The sequence below is a fragment of the Bacteroides cellulolyticus genome (assembly GCF_025567135.1).
GTDB classification, from domain to species: Bacteria; Bacteroidota; Bacteroidia; order Bacteroidales; family Bacteroidaceae; genus Phocaeicola; species Phocaeicola cellulolyticus.
The window spans coordinates 54,166-74,083 of record NZ_JAOQJJ010000007.1; the positions used below are offsets into that span (position 1 = coordinate 54,166).

The following is a 19,918-nucleotide window of genomic DNA, read 5'->3' on the forward strand; positions in this document are numbered from 1 at the left end:
AAATTTCATGCCGAAATTTGCACCGTAGATAATTTGCTAAAAAAGAAATTAAGATATTAGATTAAGAAATATGATTGAAGGGAATCAAGCAATTGCATTATGGAACAAATGTCTCATGTTTATAAGAGATAACGTTAATGCAACTGCTTTTAAAACATGGTTCGAGCCTATTGTTCCACTGAAATACGACAATAAGGCATTGACTATAGGGGTACCAAGTCCTTTCTTCTATGAATACTTAGAAGAAAAGTACGTAGGTTTACTCCGTGCCGCTATATATAAGGAAATAGGAGAAGGTACGGAACTGATGTACTCCATTCTTACAGACAAAACAAACCAAATAACAGTAAATATAGAGGGGACAAAACGTTCACAGGCTGTACAGCAAAACAATGTGCAGAATGCAAACAAGACTCCAAACCCTCTACAAGCCCAAGTTGTACAGGATCTGGACCCACATTTAAATCCTAACTACAATTTTGACAATTTCATCAAAGGTACTAGCAATGAGTTTTCGAGAACTGTAGCTGAAACAGTTGCACAAAACCCTGCCAGAACTTTTAACCCATTATTTATATACGGTCCTTCAGGAGTTGGCAAGACACATCTTGTCAATGCTATTGGTACGCGTATTAAAGAGCTATACCCGGAAAAAAGAGTTTTATATGTATCTGCACATTTGTTCCAGGTGCAATACACAGATTCTGTAAGAACCAATCATTTCAATGATTTTATTACTTTCTATCAAACTATTGACGTACTCATCATTGATGATATACAAGAGTTTGCCGGAGTAACAAAAACTCAGAACACCTTCTTTCATATATTCAATCATCTACACCAAAATGGCAAGCAGCTAATCCTGACTTCTGACCGCGCTCCGGTAATGTTACAAGGAATGGAAGACCGATTGCTGACACGTTTCAAATGGGGTTTAGTAGCCGAATTAGAGAAGCCTGATACAGAACTGCGAAAAAATATCTTACGTAATAAGATTCGTCGTGACGGTCTTACTATATCAGAATCGGTTATCAGCTATATAGCCGAAAATGTAAATGAAAGTGTACGTGAACTTGAAGGTATTGTAAACTCATTATTGGCACAGTCTATACTATTCAAACGTGAAATAGATATTGATTTAACTCAAAGAATAGTAAGAAAGGCTGTAAAATGCGCTGAAGTTAAACCTGTTACTGTTGAAGATATAATCGAAAAGGTATGTGAATACTACAAGGTAGATACTTCAACAATACATACAAAGACAAGAAAAAGAGAAGTTGTTCAGGTTAGACAGGTAGCTATGTATCTTGCCAAGAAACATACAGAAACCTCTTCATCAAAGATTGGACAGCTTATAGGTAAGAAAGACCATGCAACAGTATTGCACGCATGCAAAATTGTTAAAGATCAGGTTGACGTAGATAAAGCATTCAAAAATGAAATTGACGAAATAGAGGCTAGTATAAGAATGAAATAAACTATTTCAATATAAACATAAAAAATAAAGACCACATTTACTGTGGTCTTTATTTTTTATACTAATTCTATGTTACTCAAAAAATCCCTGACGTTTTAACACATTAATCAAGCCTGCTGACATCATTTCATTATCAGCCTTTCGATATCTTATATCTGTAAATATCTGTGCCAAAGTCTCTTTTTTATTAATTTCAATAAAATGCTTGTTTTCTGGAAGTGATTCCTTATAAGCATATATCTCATCTATATCTTCTGGAGTGTACTGTGAATAAACTTCATTATGAATAATACCGTTCAAAGGAAGTCTATCAGGCTGTGAAGGACATTCATCCGGATAACCCACCGTTATAGTTGCTACAGGAACGACCAGCTTAGGTAATTTCAGCAAATCTATTATAGGTTCAGGATTATAAATGGTTGTACCCAAATAACATATTCCCAATCCATTTTCCTCGGCTAGAGTACAAAAATTCTGAGTTACCAACAATGCATCTGAAAGAGCATTTATAAATGAAAGGAAATTGTCATATCCCGGCTCAGCATTCCGCTGCTTACACCACAGGCTAAAGCGATTAAAATCTGCACAGAAAGTCAGAACAACAGGAGCTCCCATCACCATAGGCTGGTTAAAATGCATAGGAGCAAGTTTAGATTTCATTTCATTACTACGAGTTACAACTACACTGTACAACTGCATATTTCCCATTGTAGAGGCTCTGAAAGAATCCTCCAACAGCCCATTCAACAAATCCTCCGGAATATCCTGAGATTTGTATTTACGTATCGTTCTTCTATTCTTTATTGAATCCATATTTATATTTTTTCTTATTTCACAAAGATAATATAAAAAATAAACATTGTACGTTTTTTCAAGACTAATATTCTACAAAATAGAAACAAGTTAATCAAAATGGAAAACTTTACAGATATATAAAACATACAACAAACTGAAAATCAACACTATAAGCAATAAAAATGGAAAACTTTCAAAAAGCTGTTGATAACTTTATATACTTTTTCTTTGCCGATTAAAAAAACATTGATAGTTTTGCAGCATCAATCATTTCTCTAATATCTACATAAAACTGATACAAACTTATTCTTATAATATCGTGGAAAAAAAAGTTTACAGCTACAATGAAGCATACGAAGCCTCATTAGAGTATTTTAATGGAGATGAACTCGCCGCACGTGTTTGGGTAAACAAATACGCAGTGAAAGATTCATTTGGAAACATCTATGAAAAATCCCCAAGGGACATGCATTGGCGCCTTGCCAATGAAGTTGCCAGAATTGAGGCAAACTATCCTAACAGCATGACTTCACAGGAATTGTTTGACTTGTTCGATCACTTCAAATACATTGTTCCACAGGGTAGCCCGATGACAGGTATAGGTAACGAATACCAGGTTGCTTCCTTGTCAAACTGTTTCGTAATCGGACTTGACGGAAAAGCTGACTCATACGGTGCAATCATCCGTATTGACGAAGAGCAGGTACAGCTTATGAAACGTAGAGGTGGCGTAGGTCACGACCTGTCACACATACGTCCAAAAGGATCGCCTGTAAAGAACTCCGCACTTACATCCACAGGACTTGTTCCTTTCATGGAACGTTATTCAAACTCTACAAGAGAAGTAGCACAGGACGGACGTAGAGGCGCTCTTATGCTGAGTGTTTCAATCAAGCATCCCGATTCTGAATCATTCATCGATGCCAAGATGACAGAAGGCAAGGTTACAGGAGCCAACGTTTCTGTAAAGCTTGACGACGAGTTCATGCAGGCAGCCGTTGAAAACAAGCCATATATACAGAAATTCCCTATAGATTCGGATAAACCACAGTTCGTAAAAGAAATCAATGCTAACGAATTATGGAGAAAGATTGTGCACAATGCATGGAAATCAGCCGAACCGGGTGTTCTGTTTTGGGATACAATTTTAAGAGAATCTGTACCTGACTGTTATGCAGACCTAGGATTCAGAACTGTATCAACAAACCCTTGCGGTGAAATTCCATTGTGTCCATACGATTCATGCCGACTGCTGGCTATCAATCTTTACTCATATGTTGTAAATCCATTTACAAAGGATGCATACTTTGATTTTGATTTGTTCAAGACACACGTAAGATATGCACAAAGAATAATGGACGATATTATCGACCTCGAACTGGAAAAGATTGGTCTCATCCTTGAAAAGATTGACTCTGACCCGGAAAACGATGAAGTTAAAAATACAGAACGTCATCTTTGGGAAAAGATATACAGAAAGTCAGGACTTGGAAGACGTACAGGAGTGGGTATTACAGCCGAAGGTGACATGCTTGCTGCTATGGGACTGAGATACGGAACCGAAGAAGCTACAGAATTCTCAGAAAAGGTACACAAGACCATTGCTATCGAAGCATACCGTTCGTCAGTTATTATGGCCAAAGAACGTGGCGCATTCGAAATCTATGACAGCGAAAGAGAAAAGAACAATCCTTTCGTAAACCGTATAAAGGAAGCCGATCCGGCACTGTACGAAGATATGGTGAAATACGGACGTAGAAACATTGCGTGTCTTACTATTGCTCCTACTGGTACTACAAGTCTTATGACACAGACCACTTCCGGTATCGAACCGGTATTCATGCCTGTATATAAAAGACGTCGCAAGGTAAATCCTAACGACGAAAACGTAAGAATTGATTTCGTTGATGAGACAGGTGATGCTTTTGAAGAATATATCGTATTCCATCACAAGTTCCTCACTTGGATGAAAATCAACGGTCTGGACACAACAAAGAACTATACTCAGGAAGAAATAGACGAACTTGTAGCGAAATCACCATACTACAAAGCTACATCAAACGATGTTGACTGGCTGATGAAAGTCAAGATGCAGGGACGCATCCAGAAATGGGTTGACCATTCAATCAGTGTTACTATCAACTTACCTAACAATGTTGATGAAGAGCTAGTAAACAATCTTTACGTAGAAGCATGGCGTTCAGGCTGTAAGGGATGTACAGTCTATCGCGACGGTTCGCGTGCCGGAGTACTTGTGTCAACACAAAAGACAGACAAGGAAGAAAAGCGCAAAGAAAAAGAAGAAGAATGCAGATGCAAACGTCCTGAAGTTGTAGAAGTAAGACCAAAGGTACTCGAAGCAGACGTTGTACGCTTCCAGAACAACAAAGAGAAATGGGTAGCATTTGTAGGCTTACTCGACGGTCATCCATACGAAATCTTCACCGGTCTTCAGGATGATGAAGAAGGTATAGTGCTTCCTAAATCTGTAACTTGTGGTAAAATCATCAAGAACATTGATGAGAATGGAAACAAGCGCTATGACTTCCAGTTCGAAAACAAACGTGGCTACAAAATGACAGTAGAAGGATTGTCAGAACGTTTCAACAAAGAATACTGGAACTATGCTAAACTTATTTCAGGAGTATTGCGCTGGAGAATGCCAATCGATCAGGTTATCAAACTTGTAGGTTCACTTCAGCTTGACAGCGAAAACATCAACACATGGAAAGTCGGTGTTGAACGTGCCCTGAAGAAATATGTACAGGACGGAACAGAAGCCAAAGGTATGAAATGCCCTAACTGCGGAAACGAAACATTGGTTTATCAGGAAGGCTGTCTTATCTGTACAACTTGCGGTTCTTCAAGATGCGGATAATATACTTAAAACATAAATGACAAACCTAGGCGAAGAATACCTACAAAATAACGGAATTCTTCGCCTTTTCTTTTAAACCATAGCATATATGAAAGCCCAATCAATGAACATCATCCTGAATGAGATGAAATTCTACTCTTATCATGGCGTACTTCCACAAGAAAACACCGTTGGTGCAGAGTATAAAGTCAGTCTTGACATAGAAACAGATTTCAGCGAAGCTGCTGCTACAGACAATCTCGAAGGTACTATCAATTATGCGGAGATACATCAGGCAGTAAAGGAAGAAATGAATATACCGGCAAAGCTCCTTGAACACCTGGCTTACAGGATATCCAAACGTCTGTTCACTGATTTCCCGACCATCAAAAGCATAGAGATAACCATATTCAAGGAAAACCCGCCAATGGGCGCCGACTGCAAGAATGTCGGAGTCAAAGTGAAATATTTTCAATAAAAAATCAGCCAAATGTTTGGATTATAAAAAATAATACATACATTTGCCGCAGAAACAATAAACAACATAACATTTATGACAAATTCAATGGTAAATACATTCTTCTGGTGGCGCCACTTACAACTCCAAAAGTCGTAAGGGCATCAGTCGCGTGTATATACCAAATTTAAAGATATAAGTAATTTTAAAAAGCAGAGCGGGCTGTCGTACTTTACGGCAGCCCGTTCTGCTTTTTTGCATTTTCAGAAACAATTTAAAAAACAATAACGATATGAAATCTTACCAAGTAAACGAAAAAGGTTATTACGGAGAATTCGGTGGAGCATACATCCCCGAAATACTGCACAGATGTGTAAGCGAACTTCAGGAAGCGTATTCAAAGGTGCTTGAAGATGAAGGATTCAAGAAAGAATACGCGCAGTTGTTGAAAGACTATGTGGGCCGCCCTTCCCCACTCTATCTAGCCAAACGCCTGTCCGAAAAATACGGATGTAAGATTTATCTGAAAAGAGAAGATTTGAACCACACGGGAGCCCACAAAATCAATAATGCCATAGGTCAGGTACTGCTTGCCAAACGTATGGGAAAAACCAGAATCATAGCAGAAACGGGAGCCGGTCAGCATGGTGTGGCTACAGCTACTGTATGCGCACTGATGGGAATGGAATGTGTAGTATATATGGGAAAAACCGATGTGGAACGCCAGCACGTAAACGTGGAACGGATGAAGATGCTTGGAGCTACAGTCTGCCCGGTAACTTCCGGCAACATGACTCTGAAAGATGCCACAAACGAAGCCATACGCGACTGGTGCTGCCATCCTGCCGATACCTACTACGTGATAGGCTCAACCGTCGGCCCTCACCCCTATCCTGATATGGTGGCAAGACTTCAGTCCGTCATCAGCGAAGAAATCAAGAAGCAGCTCATGGAACACGAAGGACGCGATTATCCTGATTATCTGATGGCTTGCATAGGCGGAGGAAGCAATGCAGCAGGGACGATATTCCATTATCTGGACGATGAGAGAGTGAAAATAGTACTTGCCGAAGCAGGCGGACTGGGATTGAACAGCGGTATGTCGGCTGCCACAATCCAACTGGGTAAAATCGGTATCATTCATGGTTTCAAGACTCTGGTCATGCAGGATGCTAACGGACAGATTCTCGAACCTTATTCCATCTCTGCCGGTCTGGACTATCCGGGAATAGGTCCTATGCACGCCAATCTTGCCAAAGAACATCGCGCTACAGTATTGGCTATAAACGATGATGAAGCAATCAAGGCTGCTTACGAACTTACACTTCTAGAAGGAATAATACCGGCTCTTGAATCGGCACATGCTTTGGGAGCTTTAGAGAAAATGAACTTCAAGCCTACAGATATTGTTGTACTTACAGTGTCGGGAAGAGGAGACAAGGATATTGAGACTTATTTGAAGTATAAGGGTTATTAGTTGTTAGTTGTTAATTGTTAATTATTAATTCTTAATTTTTAATTTTTAATTATCCAAAGATGAATACAAAATACCAATACACCACCATACATAAATCAATACTGGGCGATCTACATACCCCGGTAAGCACATATCTGAAAGTACGCGACCTTTTCCCCCAGAGTGTACTGATGGAGAGTTCGGACTATCACGGTACTGAAAACAACAAGTCCTTCATCGGCCTCAACCCGATAGCAAGCATAAGTATCAACCATGGGAAAGCCATCGCCACTTACCCCGACGGAACTACAGAAGAAACATCTGTAAATGATAAGAAAAGCGTGGAAGATGCCATAAATGCCTTCCTCGGACATTTCGGTATAGAAGGTGAATATTCATCATACTGCGGAGTGTATGGCTACACTACTTTCAATGCAGTCCGCTATTTCGAAAACATAGACGTTCAGGACAGTATCGACGAGAAGAACGACGCACCGGAAATTCTATACATATTATATAAATACCTCATCGTTTTCCACGGATTCAAAAGCGAGATGGTACTCCTCGAACTGCAGTCGCCCGGTGAAGCGAGCCATATAGACGAGATAGAAAAAGCCATAAACAACCGCAACTTCACAGCATACGAGTTCAGGGCTGTAGGAGAAACCACCAGCACACTGACAGACGACGAACACCGCGAGAACATACGCCGCGGTATAAGCCACTGCATGAGAGGCGACGTATTTCAGATAGTCATGTCAAGACGGTTTATACAGAGATACGAAGGCGATGACTTCAAGCTTTACCGTGCCTTACGGAGCATAAACCCGTCGCCATATCTGTTCTATTTCGATTTCGGCGGATTCAGAATATTCGGTTCGTCACCTGAAACTCATTGCAAGATTGAAGATGGCATAGCAAGCATCGATCCGATTGCAGGAACCACCAAAAGGACAGGAAGTAAGGAAGCCGACCGCAAAGCAGCAGAGGCCCTGCTTGCCGACCCAAAGGAGAATGCCGAACACGTCATGCTGGTAGATCTGGCAAGAAACGACCTTAGCCGCAACTGCCACGATGTGAAAGTTGATTTCTACAAGGAGCCTCAATACTACAGCCACGTGATACACCTCGTGAGCCGTGTGAGCGGAAAAGTAAACACCGGAGCCGACGCTGTAAGTACATTCATCGACACCTTCCCGGCAGGAACACTGAGCGGAGCACCAAAAGTAATGGCTATGCAACTCATAAGCAAGTACGAACCACACAACCGCGGAGTTTACGGCGGATGCATAGGATTTATCAGCCTTGACGGTAAAAGCATTAATCAGGCGATAACGATACGCACATTCGTAAGCCGCAACAACGAGCTATGGTTTCAGGCAGGAGGCGGAATAGTGGCAAAAAGTAATGTAGAAAACGAACTGCAGGAAGTAAACAACAAGCTCGGAGCACTGAAAAAAGCCATCGAACTGGCAGAGAAATTATAAAACACTAAATAACATCAAATATGAAAATAGTAATCATAGACAATTACGACTCATTCACATACAACCTCAGCCACCTCGTAAAGGAACTTGGCGCAGAAGTGACAGTACTCAGAAACGACTGTTTCAGTATGGAAGAACTTGAGGAGTTCGACAAGATACTCCTCTCTCCCGGCCCGGGAATACCCGAAGAGGCAGGACTCCTTCTCGACGTGATACGCACCTACTCCGGCCACAAGCCTATCCTCGGTGTATGTCTTGGCGAACAGGCCATAGGCGAAGTGTTCGGAGGAAAACTAATAAACCTGAAAGAAGTCTATCACGGCATACAGAGTAAAATCCGCATCACAGCCGATGACTATATTTTCAATGGTCTGCCAGAAGAAATCCCCGTAGGAAGATACCACTCATGGGTTGTTGATAACGATTCTCTCCCCGACTGTCTGGAAGTGACAGCCGTAAGCGCGGAAGGCTACATAATGGCAATCCGACATAAAGAATACGATGTACGAGGAATTCAGTTCCACCCGGAATCGGTACTCACACCCGATGGAAAGAAGATGATAGAGAACTGGATTTCTATGAATTAAAAATTAAAAATTAAAAATTAATTCATCCACTAATTCTTAATTATTCATTCTTAATTATTAATTAAAATACGCTACAATGAAAGAAATACTTAAACTACTATTCAATCATGAGGAACTTACACGCGAGGAAGCATGTTCGCTCATGAAAAACATAACGGGAGAGAAATACAACAACACCCAGATAGCATCACTCCTCACGGTCTTCCAGATGAGGGGAATAACAGTAGAAGAACTGATAGGTTTCCGCGAAGCACTCCTCAGCACACGTGTCAATGTCGATTTGAGCGAATACAAACCAATCGACATTGTAGGCACGGGAGGTGACGGCAAGAACACATTCAATATCTCCACATGTGCCTGCTTCGTAGTGGCGGGAGCCGGATATAAGGTAGCCAAACACGGTAACTACGGCAGTACCTCCGTGAGCGGAGCAAGCAACGTGATGGAGGAACACGGAGTGAAATTCACCAACGACAATTCCCGTCTGAGAAAGTCGATGGAAGAATGCGGAATGGTATATATGCACGCGCCCCTCTTCAATCCGGCGATGAAGACCGTGGCATCCGTAAGAAAGGAACTCGGAGTGAGAAGCATCTTCAACCTGCTCGGTCCGCTCATCAACCCATGCATCCCGGCATACCAGTTGCTCGGAGTGGCCGACCTTACACTGATGCGCCTATACACCAACACACTGCAACGCCTCGGAATAGGTTTCGCCGTAGTAAACAACCTTGACGGATACGACGAAATATCCCTCACCGACGAGTTCAAGGTTATGACCAACCGCTACGAGACCATCTGTAAACCTTCCGACATAGGTTTCACCATAGCGCGCCGCGAAGAGCTGTACGGAGGAAACACCACGCGCGAGGCGGCAAAGATATTCGACAATGTGCTGGACAACCGCGCCACAAAGGCACAGACCGAATGCGTACTGATAAACGCATCGTTCGCCATCCAGGCCATAGAGCCTCAACTGCCGATAGAGGAATGTGTAGCCAAGGCACGCGAATCGCTAGAAAGCGGACGTGCCATGCAGACACTCAAGAAATTCATCGAGATAAACCAATAATCACCCCACCAGTATGAAAGAAGATATTCTCACACAGATAATAGCCAACAAGCGCAAGGAAATCAGCCGGCAGATGGAAGCCGTAAGCATGAAGCAGCTCGAAGCTATAATAGCCATGCGTGAAACACGAGAGCCTTTAAGCCTCAGCCGTTCGGTAATGTCATCACCCACCGGAATAATATCAGAATTCAAAAGACGTTCTCCATCAAAGGGCTGGATAAACCGCGAAGCCGATATCCGGCTGATAACCGGAGGATATGCCGAAGCCGGAGCCGCAGGACTGTCAGTCCTGACAGACACAGATTTCTTTGGAGGCAGCGAAGGCGACCTACTCAAAGCCCGCCTTTCAGCTCCATCCACCCCTATCCTGAGAAAAGATTTCATCATCTCGGAATATCATATATTACAGTCCGTAGCCATTCAGGCAGATGCCATACTCCTGATAGCCGCCGCACTTGAAAAGGACGAATGCAGACACCTCGCAGAAATGGCACACAGACTGGGACTTGAAGTTTTATTGGAAATACATTCGGAAGACGAACTGGAATATGCGACAGACTGTATCGACCTTATAGGAGTGAACAACCGAAATCTAGGCAGCTTCCATACCGATGTGGAAAACTCATTTTGCCTTGCCGAAAAACTTCCGAAAGGAATACCGCACATATCGGAAAGCGGCATCTCAGAAGCAGAAACAATCATCAAACTCCGACAGGCCGGATACAACGGATTCCTCATGGGAGAATCATTCATGAAGACCGCAGAACCGGCCGGAGCGCTAAGAACACTTATCGAGAAACTTGAAACAGTCCGGAAGCAATAAAAAACTTCAATATAGTCATCGTTACACGTACGTGTGACGAGCGTAACACGAATGTGTGACTTGTGTGACACGAACGTGTGACGAGAGTGACACGAACGTGTAACACTAAATATACACTATCATTTAACAATACAATAATGATTATCAAAGTATGTGGCATGAAATATGCCGAGAATATAAGAGCATTGGACAAACTGAAACCGGACATGACAGGTTTCATCTTCCATTCTTCCTCCCCGCGTTTCGCAGATTCGGTTCCGGAGTACATGCCATCTTCATCGCTCCGCGTCGGTGTATTCGTAAACAGCGAAACGGACTATATACTATATAAGGTAAGGGAATTCAGTCTCAACCTCGTTCAGCTACACGGAAATGAATCGCCCGAGCAATGCAGAGCCATACGAAGCAAAGGCATAGACATAATAAAAACCTTCTCTCTAAAAACTGACAATGCCGACACCATAACAGCCCCATATGACGGACTGTGCCGATACTATCTGTTCGACACACCATGTGCTGCCTATGGAGGATCAGGCAAGACATTCGACTGGACTCTCACACAGAGTTATCACGGCAAGACACCATTCCTGCTAAGTGGTGGAATAAGACCTGAAAGCCTGGAGCAGATCTCTTCATTCCGCCATCCGTTCTTCGCCGGAATAGACATCAACAGCGGTTTCGAAACGGCTCCGGGCATGAAAGACACCGAAGCAATCTACGAATTCATAAAACGATTAAGATAACTATAAAAACAGATACAACTATGGACAGAATAAACAAACTCTTCAGCAACAAAAAACATGACATCCTCTCAATTTATTTCTGTGCAGGCGCACCTAAGGCCAATAATACAGCAGAAGTGATAACATCCCTCGAAAAAAACGGAGTGGATATGATTGAGATAGGAATACCTTTCAGCGATCCTCTTGCCGACGGTCCTGTGATTCAGGACGCATCATGTCAGGCGTTACGCAACGGCATGACACTGACCGGCCTGTTCGCACAACTGGAAGGTATCCGCAACACAGTGAGCATACCTCTCATCCTGATGGGTTATCTCAATCCGATAATGCAGTACGGAATGGAACAGTTCTTCATGAGTTGCAGCAGCACAGGCATCGACGGGGCAATCATCCCCGACCTGCCTTTCGATGAGTACATGCAATCAGTTAAGCCAATAGCCGAAAAGTACGGCATCAAAGTGATAATGCTCATCACCCCCGAAACATCGGAAGAAAGAATACGCCTCATCGACGATAATACCGAAGGATTCATCTACATGGTATCGTCGGCAGCCGTAACCGGAGCACAGAAGGACTTTGACGCCCGGAAACAGGAATACTTCAAGAGGATAGAAGGCATGAACCTGCGCAACCCGCGCATGATAGGTTTCGGCATCTCAAACCGCCGTACATACGAGGCGGCGGCAGCACACGCCGCAGGGTGCATCATCGGAAGCCGGTTCGTGACCCTACTCAACGAAGAAAGCGGAAACGCTGAGCGGGCGATAGAACGGCTGAAAATGAATCTGGAAATACAGTAAAAAAATATTTATTTCCCTGATTTATACTTTATTTATCGTCAAAATACGCTATCTTTGCGGCAGTTAATAAATTGAATTAAAATGTATTCCGGTTTGCGGCCCATTTTTGGAAATATAGTAATCTGTTCAGACAATGTTCTGTTGTCTGCCGCATCCTGCATATATTTTCCTTCAAAAAAATGTGCTGATAATTTGGAAATGTGTGAGATTTGCGTAAACACACACACACACACACACATTGCGACCGGCGAATCTTCGCGCGTTAATATACGTATTATCATCCATACATGCAAGGGTGGGAACTCCTTTTTACAGGGGTTTCCACCCTTTTTCCGTATTCATATCCCCCTTTTTATCCACTACAAGTCCTTAAACAACATCAAACAATAATTATCATAACATGAAAAAAAGGAACTATATCCTGTTACTCTGCATCCTGCTCTGTGCAGCTCCGCTCATGGCCCAGGATGCTTCTGAAAATACCAAATTTCCCGGCTGGTATGTGGGTCTGCAAGGTGGCGTACCCTTCGGTGTGAGCCAGTTCAGCAGTTTCGGTTTCGACAAGACCCGTGCGGGATTCAGCGGCGGAGTTTATGGAGGCTACCGTTTCAATCCTGTACTTTCTTTGGAGGCTCTGGCTGTTTTCGGGAAAATGAGCATGAGCCAGAGAGATTGCTGCATCTCCGGCAATTACTGGCTTGGTTCGGACGGTGTCCGTTATCATGCTCCGGTACTCGGAATGGAAGGCTGGGACTACGCCGGCCTGAAAAGCAGTGTGACGACGCAACGCTACGGTTTGCAGCTCAATGCCGATGTGCTTGGTTTTTTCCCGTCCACCCGTCAAAGCCGGTGGAGCGTGGAGGTGTCGCCCCTGCTGGCAGCCGTTGGCACGAAAGCCTCCCTGTCCACCCTTGACGGCGGAAAAGAGGCATGCAAGGAAAATACGGAATGGCATCTGGGTGCAGGCGGAAACATTCAGGCAGGATACCGTTTTGCCTGCGGTATAGGTGTCGGCATTTACAGTGGTGTCACTTACCTTACGGGCGACGGCATGGACGGACTTCCCAAGAGCGGGCACAAAGCCAACTATATATGGGAAAGCGGCATACGTGTCAGTTTCGCGTTCGGCAAGAAAAGCGGAAAGAAAGCAGACCACGGCATTGCTTACCCGGCATCTACCGGTCAGCCGCAGGATGAGAGGGACAATGCCGTAGAAACAGCCCCGGCGGAAATACCGGAACAGACCGTCACGGACAGTACGGCACAGAAAACTGTTGTCACGGCAGCAGACAATTCAACCGAAACCGATTTTGAATTCCCGACTGTCTATTTCGATTTCAACAGCACTTCGCTTCGTCCGTCCGAGACATCCAAGCTTGAAACGATACTCGGCATACTGAAAGAACATCCCGACATGCACATAGTCGTGACGGGCTGGTGCGACACCCGTGGCTGCCGGAGCGTAAACGAACGCTATTCCATCCGACGCGCCGAAGCGGTTAAACAGTGGCTTGAAGGCCGCGGCATCGCAGCCGGACGCATTACAGCCGTAGGGCGTGGCAGCGACGTGAACGAGAAGGACGCGGAGAAAGCCCGCCGTGCCGAAGTGACAGACAAGGAAAGAAAGGAGGACAGACGATGAAAAAGACAATCAGACATTGCCTATATGTATCCCTGCTCATGCTGTTGCCGCTATGGACGGCCTGCGACAAGGATATACACGAAAATGACAGGCACGGACTTGCCGTCGGCATGGAATGGATTGAAGGCATCGAGCCGACCGACATCACAAGTCCGGTAAACCTGTGGATATACGATGCGGAGGGGCATGAAGTGGAAGCGCACGAGTTTTCCTCTCCGCAAGAACTGGCATCCGGCCTGTTCAGCCTGCCGGAGGGCGACTATACGCTTGTAGGCGTCTGCGGCCTGACAGAGCCGTACCGGTATGATTACGAGAACGGTACACGGACAGCCGACATGCTGCGCGTTTCGCTTGCCGACCCGTCGGCTTCGCCCGCACACGCCGTCGGCGGCGTGGCCGTGGCAAGCGTGACCGACACCAGAATCAATCTCCGTTCCGTCATCCGTGTCGCTCCGTTGCTGGCAGAGCTTGCCGTCCGTATCGACGGCGCGCCCGAAGGAGCGTCGCTTGCCGTCACGGTACGCAATGCCGCCACCTGCCTTTATCCGGCACGGCGCGGCGATGACAACAGCTACGTCGTACCTTCCGCCGAAAAGACAGATGCGCTCCTGCCGCAAGCCGTTGCCGACAGGGGGACGCTCTCTACCGATGCCCGCCTGATGCCGACGGCACAGGGCGAAACCTGCACGATGCTCTACATGGTCATGACCTTTGCCGACGGCTCCCGTCATGAATACACGGCAGAAGCTCCCCTGATGCTTGCCGGAAAACGCTACGAGCTGGCATTGGAATACGACAGGATGCAGCCCTACATGTATATCACCGCCACCGACATTAACCCCTGGGGCGAAGGCTGGATTACGAGTGATGACATCTTTAATCCCGGAATATAATTAACAAATAAAATAAAGATAGAGTTATGATGAAGAGCATGTTATCCGTTGCAGCCGCACTCCTTGTACTGGCGGCATGCACGAACGACCATGAACCCGGCTATGCTCCGGCAAAAGAGATCCGGGTGGATGCTTCCATCGGGCAGATGACCCGTGTGACAACCGACGGCGACGAATCGGTGTTTGAGACGGGCGACCGTATCAGCGTCTATGCCTGGTTGGGTGCAGCCGACGATGCACAGCAGCTTGTGGTGGACAATTCCGTCAACACCTTAGGCGACGACGGCACATGGACGGCCAGCCCGCAAATGCTGTGGGCAAACAGCAGTTCGGCGCATTACTTTCTGGGCATTTATCCGGTGCAGGAGGTAAGCGACCTGAAAGCCATGAACTATGTACTGACCCCTGAAGACCAGGAGGCAAGCGACCTTCTTTATGCCATGAATGCCGGCACTGAGAACAAGGGCATAACGCCCACTAACACGCCCGTGGCGCTGACCTTCAGCCACCTGATGTCGAAATTAGTCATCAACCTGAATTTCCGCAGCCAGTGGTCCGGAACACCGGTCGTGGAATCGGTCAGAGCCATTGCAAAGGCGGAGGCAAGCGTCAATCTCCTCTCCGGAGAGATTACGCCACAGGGCGACAATAAGGCGATAGACATCCCGGCTTTGGAAACACCGGCACCCAACTATGCTTGCAGCTATGCCGGTATCATGATTCCTAACAGCAATTTAATTGAAATACAGATCAAGGTAAAAGACATTGACGAGCCATACGTCTATAACGTAGGGGTTTCCATCCCGTTGGAAACAGGCAAGTACACCACCGTCAACCTGACATTGGGACGCGACGAAATCACCTTAGACAATGACATCACCATCACCGACTGGGCTCCGCTCGAAGGCGACTATGGCGGTAACATATTTTTTCCGGGTGCGTAAACCGCTGTGCTGACTATATATTTATAACTGATTAAAACAGCAAACGTATGAATATAAAGAATCTATTATTGGCAACAACCGCTATCCTGTTGGCTGCGTGCAGCACCGACAGCGATGTACTGCCACCGCAAGACCTTGGACAGATAAGGGTAACGGCATCCGTGGGAGCCATGACCCGTGTGGCCCATAGCGGCAACTCGACCACCTTCGAGACGAATGACCGGATCAGTGTCTATGCCTGGCTGGGAGCCGACAACGACATGCAGCGGCTTGTGGTGGACAACTCCATCAATACATTAGGCGGCGACGGCACATGGACAGCCGACCCGCAGATGCTTTGGGCCGACAATACGTCCGACCACTATTTCCTCGGCATCTATCCCGAGCGCAACGGAGCTACCGATTACGATGCCGACCCCTATACGCTGGACTTCAATAACCAGACCGCGAGCGACCTGCTGGTGGCGAGGACCACGGCCAAGCCCACCGGTTCTGCCGTGAAGCTGGAGTTTGAGCATGTAATGGCCAAGCTCGTGGTAAACCTTTCGTTCCGCAACGAGTGGACAACCGCACCCGAAGTGGCTTCGGTAACGGCAACCGCATGCACCGAAGCCACCGTGAATTATTTAGAGAATCCTGTCGAGGTAACCCCGGCCACCGGTCAAAACCTTGTGGTGATTCCCTTCACGGGCACATCCGCCAGCTTTGCCGGCATCATGATTCCCGGGCAGAGCGGGTTCCGCACCATCAACGTCACGCTGGAGAACGGCAAGGTATATACCTATACCCACTCTGCGGACATCGACCTGCAACCGGGCAGATACACTACGGTGAACCTTGTGCTGGGACGCGACAGGATCGAACTGGACGATGCGGGCATCAACGTGTCGGACTGGGAAAACGGTACTTCCATTGATGGCGCAGAAGCGAACGAAGCCTACTCATACGATTCCAATACCAAAACCATCACCATTTACAGCGGTGAAGGACTGAAGGTAGCGGCAGATGTGGTGAACAGCGGTGATAACGACATCAACATCATCCTCGACAATGACATCGACCTCTCGGACATCGACTGGACGCCGATAGGAACTGAAAGCCGACCATACACCGGCACCTTCGACGGCGGCACCTATACCATCACGGGGCTGACCGTAAACCAAACAAGAGAGAATGTAGGGTTGATTGGGTGTATTGGTTCTAATGGAACAGTGAAGAATGTGAAACTGGAGAATGTGAATATAACCGGTGACGGCTATTTCGTCGGTGGTGTTGCAGGAACAAACTATGGCACAATAGAAAATTGTTCGGTTGATGGCACTTTAACAAACAATAGACATTACCTCGGTGGTGTGGTTGGAAATAATTATGGTAGTATCATAGGCTGTTCATCGTCGGGAACAATAACGGGTACCAGCCCGAATGTAGGTGGGATAGGCGGACAATCTGTAGGTGGAACTATCATGGCCTGCTACTCCGTAGCCAATATAAAAGGATGGAGCAGTTCTGGCGGAGTGCTTGGACAAACGAATAGAGAAACGGTCGTTATAGCCTGTTATCACGCCAAGGGCAATGTTACAGGTGAACAGTCTCGGATGATAGGCGGTGTGATAGGATGGAATTATGGTAAAGTCACCGCTTGCTACTGGGAAAACAATCAGGGACAAGGCATCGGCGACAATCAGGGCAGCACCACCATCGAAACCACCAAGGTGGACGGCACTGACGTTACCTGGCAGACGGCAGTTGCCGCCATGAATACCGCCTTGCAGAGTGCAGGCTCAGGTTGGCACTACGTACTCAACGGAGCGCTGCCGACATTGGAGGAAAAATAATAAACCGTCGGGCGGAATTCCGGTTCCATCCGAAAAAAGGAATCTTTGAAAGATAAATAATTAACAACTTAACAGAAAATAGTTCAAATGAAAAAAGCAAACATTTTGGCAACAGCAGCGCTGGCCACCCTTTTGGCAGCCTGCTCCAACGACAGCGACGTATTCAATACGCCCGACTATGCCGACACGCCTATCGGACTGAATGTGAACGTAAGCCCGATGGCCACCCGTGCCGGTTATGAACAGGGAGCATTGACCGAAGGAAGTTTCGGACTTTATCTGACAACGGAAGGCACGAACAGCGACGAACGCTACAACTGCACGAACCGGGAAGTGAAATATGACAATGGCTGGACGATTCAGGGCGGACAACTCCTGTGGAAAAGCAATGATGCAACAGTAACCTATTACGCCTATCTGCCCTATACAGGAACAGTGAGAGATGCTGTAAACTATGCCTTTGCGGTACAGACCGACCAGAGCACCGAAGATAACGTCAAGGCTTCCGACCTGCTTTGTACCGGACAGCAACCCGCCACACCCGGAACGGCACTCGACATTACATTCAAACATGCGCTGTCCAAGCTAAACGTGACTCTGAAAAAAGGCTCTGAGCTTGAAGACGGACAGAACCTGACCTTCACATCGGTAAGGCTCTCCAACTGCGCCACGACCGCTACCGTGAATCTGACTGACGGAACAACCGGTAACACTACCAACAGCGGACAGACCATCACCCTGTATGCTGCAACGCCAAACGAGCAATACGAGTGCATCCTCGTACCGCAGACCTTCGCTCAGAGCCTGAAGGTGGAAATCACCGACAACAACGGAAAGGTATATACATTCACATCCAACAAAGACCTTACGTTTGCCAGCGGCAAACAGTACACGCTGAATCTTACCGTAGGCCGCGACAAAGTGACGACGGGCACCATTTCTGCCGAGTCATGGGGTGAGGAACAGCAAGGCGGCGACTTAGTAACAGAATAAAAGTAAACAACGTTCATAAACATAACAAGAATGAAAATAGCAAAATATATTCCGGCTGCCGCCCTCGCACTGGTGTTGGCAGGCTGCCAAAGTGAAGATGATTTCATCTCTTCCGACTATGCCAACGACCCGATGGCCGTACACATCCGTGCAGGCATCGAGACTCTGCAGACCCGTGTGAACACGACAGGAGCAGGCAACGCATGGGACGAGAACGACCAGATTTCGGTAACAAACACCTCGCCAGAAGCGATAACAGGCAAGGACAAGGCGGTTTACGAATACAGCAATGGCGCATGGAGTCCGGCAGGAACCGACTACATAGTCTGGTCTGACGATGTCGAAAACACCTTTGAAGCCTATTATCCCGTCGTGGAAGGGAAAACGGACTCCTACACGCAGTTTGAACTCCCGGCCGACCAGAGCAGCAGCAATCCAACTGAAACCAATTACATAGGCCGTGCGGACTATATGACGGCGGCAGCGTCACAAAGTAAGAGCGACGCGCTGAACCTGACATTCAAGCACCACCTGACCAAGGTTACCGTGAAGATAAGCGGTTACGGCAACCAGTACGCCACACAGAAACCTGTATTCCAGGCTCCTACATTCACGGTACCTACCGCAACGACTACAGTAGATGGAAAGACACTGACCGTTGCCGGCAATGGAACGACAGTAACCGGACTATTCAGCGAGGACACTTCGGCAGAAGCCAAACACAGCTTCACCGCCGTCCTGCTGCCGGCAAAGTATGCTGCTGACAATACGTTTGTCCAGCTGAACATTCAGGGCGGCACTCCGCTTATCGTCAAAGCCAACGAGCAACTGACTACCGGTTTGGAATCGGGCAAAGCCTATACCTTCAACGTGACCGTAGGTAAGAATGGTGCCACCATCAACAGCGTTACGGTTGGCGACTGGGGTACCGACGGCTGGACGGAAAGCGGAACGGCAGACACAGCCCTTTCATTCAGCATCCAGACTTCGACGGACGGACTGACACCTGACGATGGCGAGTATATCCTTGCCGATTGACAAACAATAAAATTCAGAC

Annotated in this window: 17 protein-coding genes and 1 pseudogene; 17 read left to right on the forward strand and 1 reads right to left on the reverse strand. The window is 46.3% G+C overall.

Going from position 1 to position 19,918, the window contains the following annotated elements; genetic code table 11:
- Positions 1-70: 70 nt before the first annotated feature.
- Entirely contained in the window at positions 71-1,477 is a 1,407-nt protein-coding gene (dnaA, locus tag OCV82_RS08580; RefSeq protein WP_154044033.1) for a chromosomal replication initiator protein DnaA, read from the forward strand.
- A 72-nt stretch (positions 1,478-1,549) separates the two neighbouring features.
- On the opposite strand, the gene OCV82_RS08585 is transcribed toward dnaA, so the two are convergent.
- Entirely contained in the window at positions 1,550-2,290 is a 741-nt protein-coding gene (locus OCV82_RS08585) for a nitroreductase family protein (protein ID WP_154044034.1), read from the reverse strand.
- A gap of 301 nt (positions 2,291-2,591) precedes the next feature.
- Here OCV82_RS08585 and OCV82_RS08590 point away from each other — a divergent pair, with 301 nt between their 5' ends.
- From OCV82_RS08590 to OCV82_RS08660, 16 genes and pseudogenes are all read left to right on the forward strand, one after another.
- The gene (locus OCV82_RS08590) at positions 2,592-5,150 is read left to right on the forward strand and encodes an adenosylcobalamin-dependent ribonucleoside-diphosphate reductase (protein ID WP_154044035.1); all 2,559 of its coding nucleotides are present in this window, start codon (positions 2,592-2,594) and stop codon (positions 5,148-5,150) included.
- An 88-nt stretch (positions 5,151-5,238) separates the two neighbouring features.
- Positions 5,239-5,607 carry a dihydroneopterin aldolase gene (folB, locus tag OCV82_RS08595; RefSeq protein WP_154044036.1) on the forward strand — a complete coding sequence of 123 codons (369 nt, stop codon included), beginning with the start codon at positions 5,239-5,241 and terminating at the stop codon, positions 5,605-5,607.
- Positions 5,608-5,878: 271 nt separating this feature from the next.
- Entirely contained in the window at positions 5,879-7,063 is a 1,185-nt protein-coding gene (gene trpB / locus OCV82_RS08600) for a tryptophan synthase subunit beta (protein ID WP_154044037.1), read from the forward strand.
- A gap of 59 nt (positions 7,064-7,122) precedes the next feature.
- Positions 7,123-8,529, forward strand: a complete 1,407-nt coding sequence (locus OCV82_RS08605; RefSeq protein ID WP_154044038.1) for an anthranilate synthase component I family protein — start codon at positions 7,123-7,125, stop codon at positions 8,527-8,529.
- A gap of 20 nt (positions 8,530-8,549) precedes the next feature.
- The gene (locus OCV82_RS08610) at positions 8,550-9,116 is read left to right on the forward strand and encodes an anthranilate synthase component II (protein ID WP_154044039.1); all 567 of its coding nucleotides are present in this window, start codon (positions 8,550-8,552) and stop codon (positions 9,114-9,116) included.
- Between the two features lie 76 nt (positions 9,117-9,192).
- The gene (trpD, locus tag OCV82_RS08615) at positions 9,193-10,188 is read left to right on the forward strand and encodes an anthranilate phosphoribosyltransferase (protein ID WP_154044040.1); all 996 of its coding nucleotides are present in this window, start codon (positions 9,193-9,195) and stop codon (positions 10,186-10,188) included.
- A gap of 13 nt (positions 10,189-10,201) precedes the next feature.
- Positions 10,202-11,011: an indole-3-glycerol phosphate synthase TrpC gene (gene trpC / locus OCV82_RS08620; protein WP_154044041.1), complete on the forward strand. Its 810-nt coding sequence runs from the start codon at positions 10,202-10,204 to the stop codon at positions 11,009-11,011.
- Positions 11,012-11,148: 137 nt separating this feature from the next.
- Positions 11,149-11,754 (forward strand): phosphoribosylanthranilate isomerase, encoded by a 606-nt coding sequence (locus OCV82_RS08625; protein WP_154044042.1) that lies wholly within the window; start codon positions 11,149-11,151, stop codon positions 11,752-11,754.
- A 20-nt stretch (positions 11,755-11,774) separates the two neighbouring features.
- The gene (trpA, locus tag OCV82_RS08630) at positions 11,775-12,554 is read left to right on the forward strand and encodes a tryptophan synthase subunit alpha (RefSeq protein WP_154044043.1); all 780 of its coding nucleotides are present in this window, start codon (positions 11,775-11,777) and stop codon (positions 12,552-12,554) included.
- Between the two features lie 400 nt (positions 12,555-12,954).
- Positions 12,955-13,182 (forward strand): annotated as a pseudogene (locus OCV82_RS15190) (outer membrane beta-barrel protein); the annotation flags it as partial.
- Between the two features lie 228 nt (positions 13,183-13,410).
- Entirely contained in the window at positions 13,411-14,196 is a 786-nt protein-coding gene (locus OCV82_RS08635; protein WP_262543310.1) for an OmpA family protein, read from the forward strand.
- On the forward strand, positions 14,193-15,089 hold the full coding sequence (locus OCV82_RS08640) for a FimB/Mfa2 family fimbrial subunit (RefSeq protein WP_154044045.1): 897 nt from the start codon (positions 14,193-14,195) through the stop codon (positions 15,087-15,089). Before OCV82_RS08635 ends, OCV82_RS08640 begins: the two co-directional genes overlap by 4 nt.
- 26 nt (positions 15,090-15,115) lie before the next feature.
- On the forward strand, positions 15,116-16,033 hold the full coding sequence (locus OCV82_RS08645) for a fimbrillin family protein (RefSeq protein ID WP_154044046.1): 918 nt from the start codon (positions 15,116-15,118) through the stop codon (positions 16,031-16,033).
- A gap of 170 nt (positions 16,034-16,203) precedes the next feature.
- Positions 16,204-17,868, forward strand: coding sequence for a fimbrillin family protein (locus OCV82_RS08650; RefSeq protein ID WP_262543340.1), 1,665 nt, complete (start codon positions 16,204-16,206; stop codon positions 17,866-17,868).
- A gap of 87 nt (positions 17,869-17,955) precedes the next feature.
- Entirely contained in the window at positions 17,956-18,861 is a 906-nt protein-coding gene (locus OCV82_RS08655) for a fimbrillin family protein (protein WP_154044048.1), read from the forward strand.
- 132 nt (positions 18,862-18,993) lie between these two features.
- Positions 18,994-19,899 (forward strand): fimbrillin family protein, encoded by a 906-nt coding sequence (locus OCV82_RS08660; RefSeq protein ID WP_262543341.1) that lies wholly within the window; start codon positions 18,994-18,996, stop codon positions 19,897-19,899.
- Positions 19,900-19,918: the final 19 nt, after the last annotated feature.

Coding starts and splice junctions, on each gene's coding strand:
- trpD (WP_154044040.1), top strand. CDS start 9,193: ATGAAAGAAATACTTAAACTACTATTCAATCATGAGGAACTTACACGC.
- OCV82_RS08585 (WP_154044034.1), bottom strand. CDS start 2,290: ATGGATTCAATAAAGAATAGAAGAACGATACGTAAATACAAATCTCAG.
- OCV82_RS08655 (WP_154044048.1), top strand. CDS start 17,956: ATGAAAAAAGCAAACATTTTGGCAACAGCAGCGCTGGCCACCCTTTTG.
- trpA (WP_154044043.1), top strand. CDS start 11,775: ATGGACAGAATAAACAAACTCTTCAGCAACAAAAAACATGACATCCTC.
- OCV82_RS08650 (WP_262543340.1), top strand. CDS start 16,204: ATGACCCGTGTGGCCCATAGCGGCAACTCGACCACCTTCGAGACGAAT.
- OCV82_RS08660 (WP_262543341.1), top strand. CDS start 18,994: ATGGCCGTACACATCCGTGCAGGCATCGAGACTCTGCAGACCCGTGTG.
- trpC (WP_154044041.1), top strand. CDS start 10,202: ATGAAAGAAGATATTCTCACACAGATAATAGCCAACAAGCGCAAGGAA.
- OCV82_RS08610 (WP_154044039.1), top strand. CDS start 8,550: ATGAAAATAGTAATCATAGACAATTACGACTCATTCACATACAACCTC.
- dnaA (WP_154044033.1), top strand. CDS start 71: ATGATTGAAGGGAATCAAGCAATTGCATTATGGAACAAATGTCTCATG.
- trpB (WP_154044037.1), top strand. CDS start 5,879: ATGAAATCTTACCAAGTAAACGAAAAAGGTTATTACGGAGAATTCGGT.
- folB (WP_154044036.1), top strand. CDS start 5,239: ATGAAAGCCCAATCAATGAACATCATCCTGAATGAGATGAAATTCTAC.
- OCV82_RS08640 (WP_154044045.1), top strand. CDS start 14,193: ATGAAAAAGACAATCAGACATTGCCTATATGTATCCCTGCTCATGCTG.
- OCV82_RS08605 (WP_154044038.1), top strand. CDS start 7,123: ATGAATACAAAATACCAATACACCACCATACATAAATCAATACTGGGC.
- OCV82_RS08625 (WP_154044042.1), top strand. CDS start 11,149: ATGATTATCAAAGTATGTGGCATGAAATATGCCGAGAATATAAGAGCA.
- OCV82_RS08645 (WP_154044046.1), top strand. CDS start 15,116: ATGATGAAGAGCATGTTATCCGTTGCAGCCGCACTCCTTGTACTGGCG.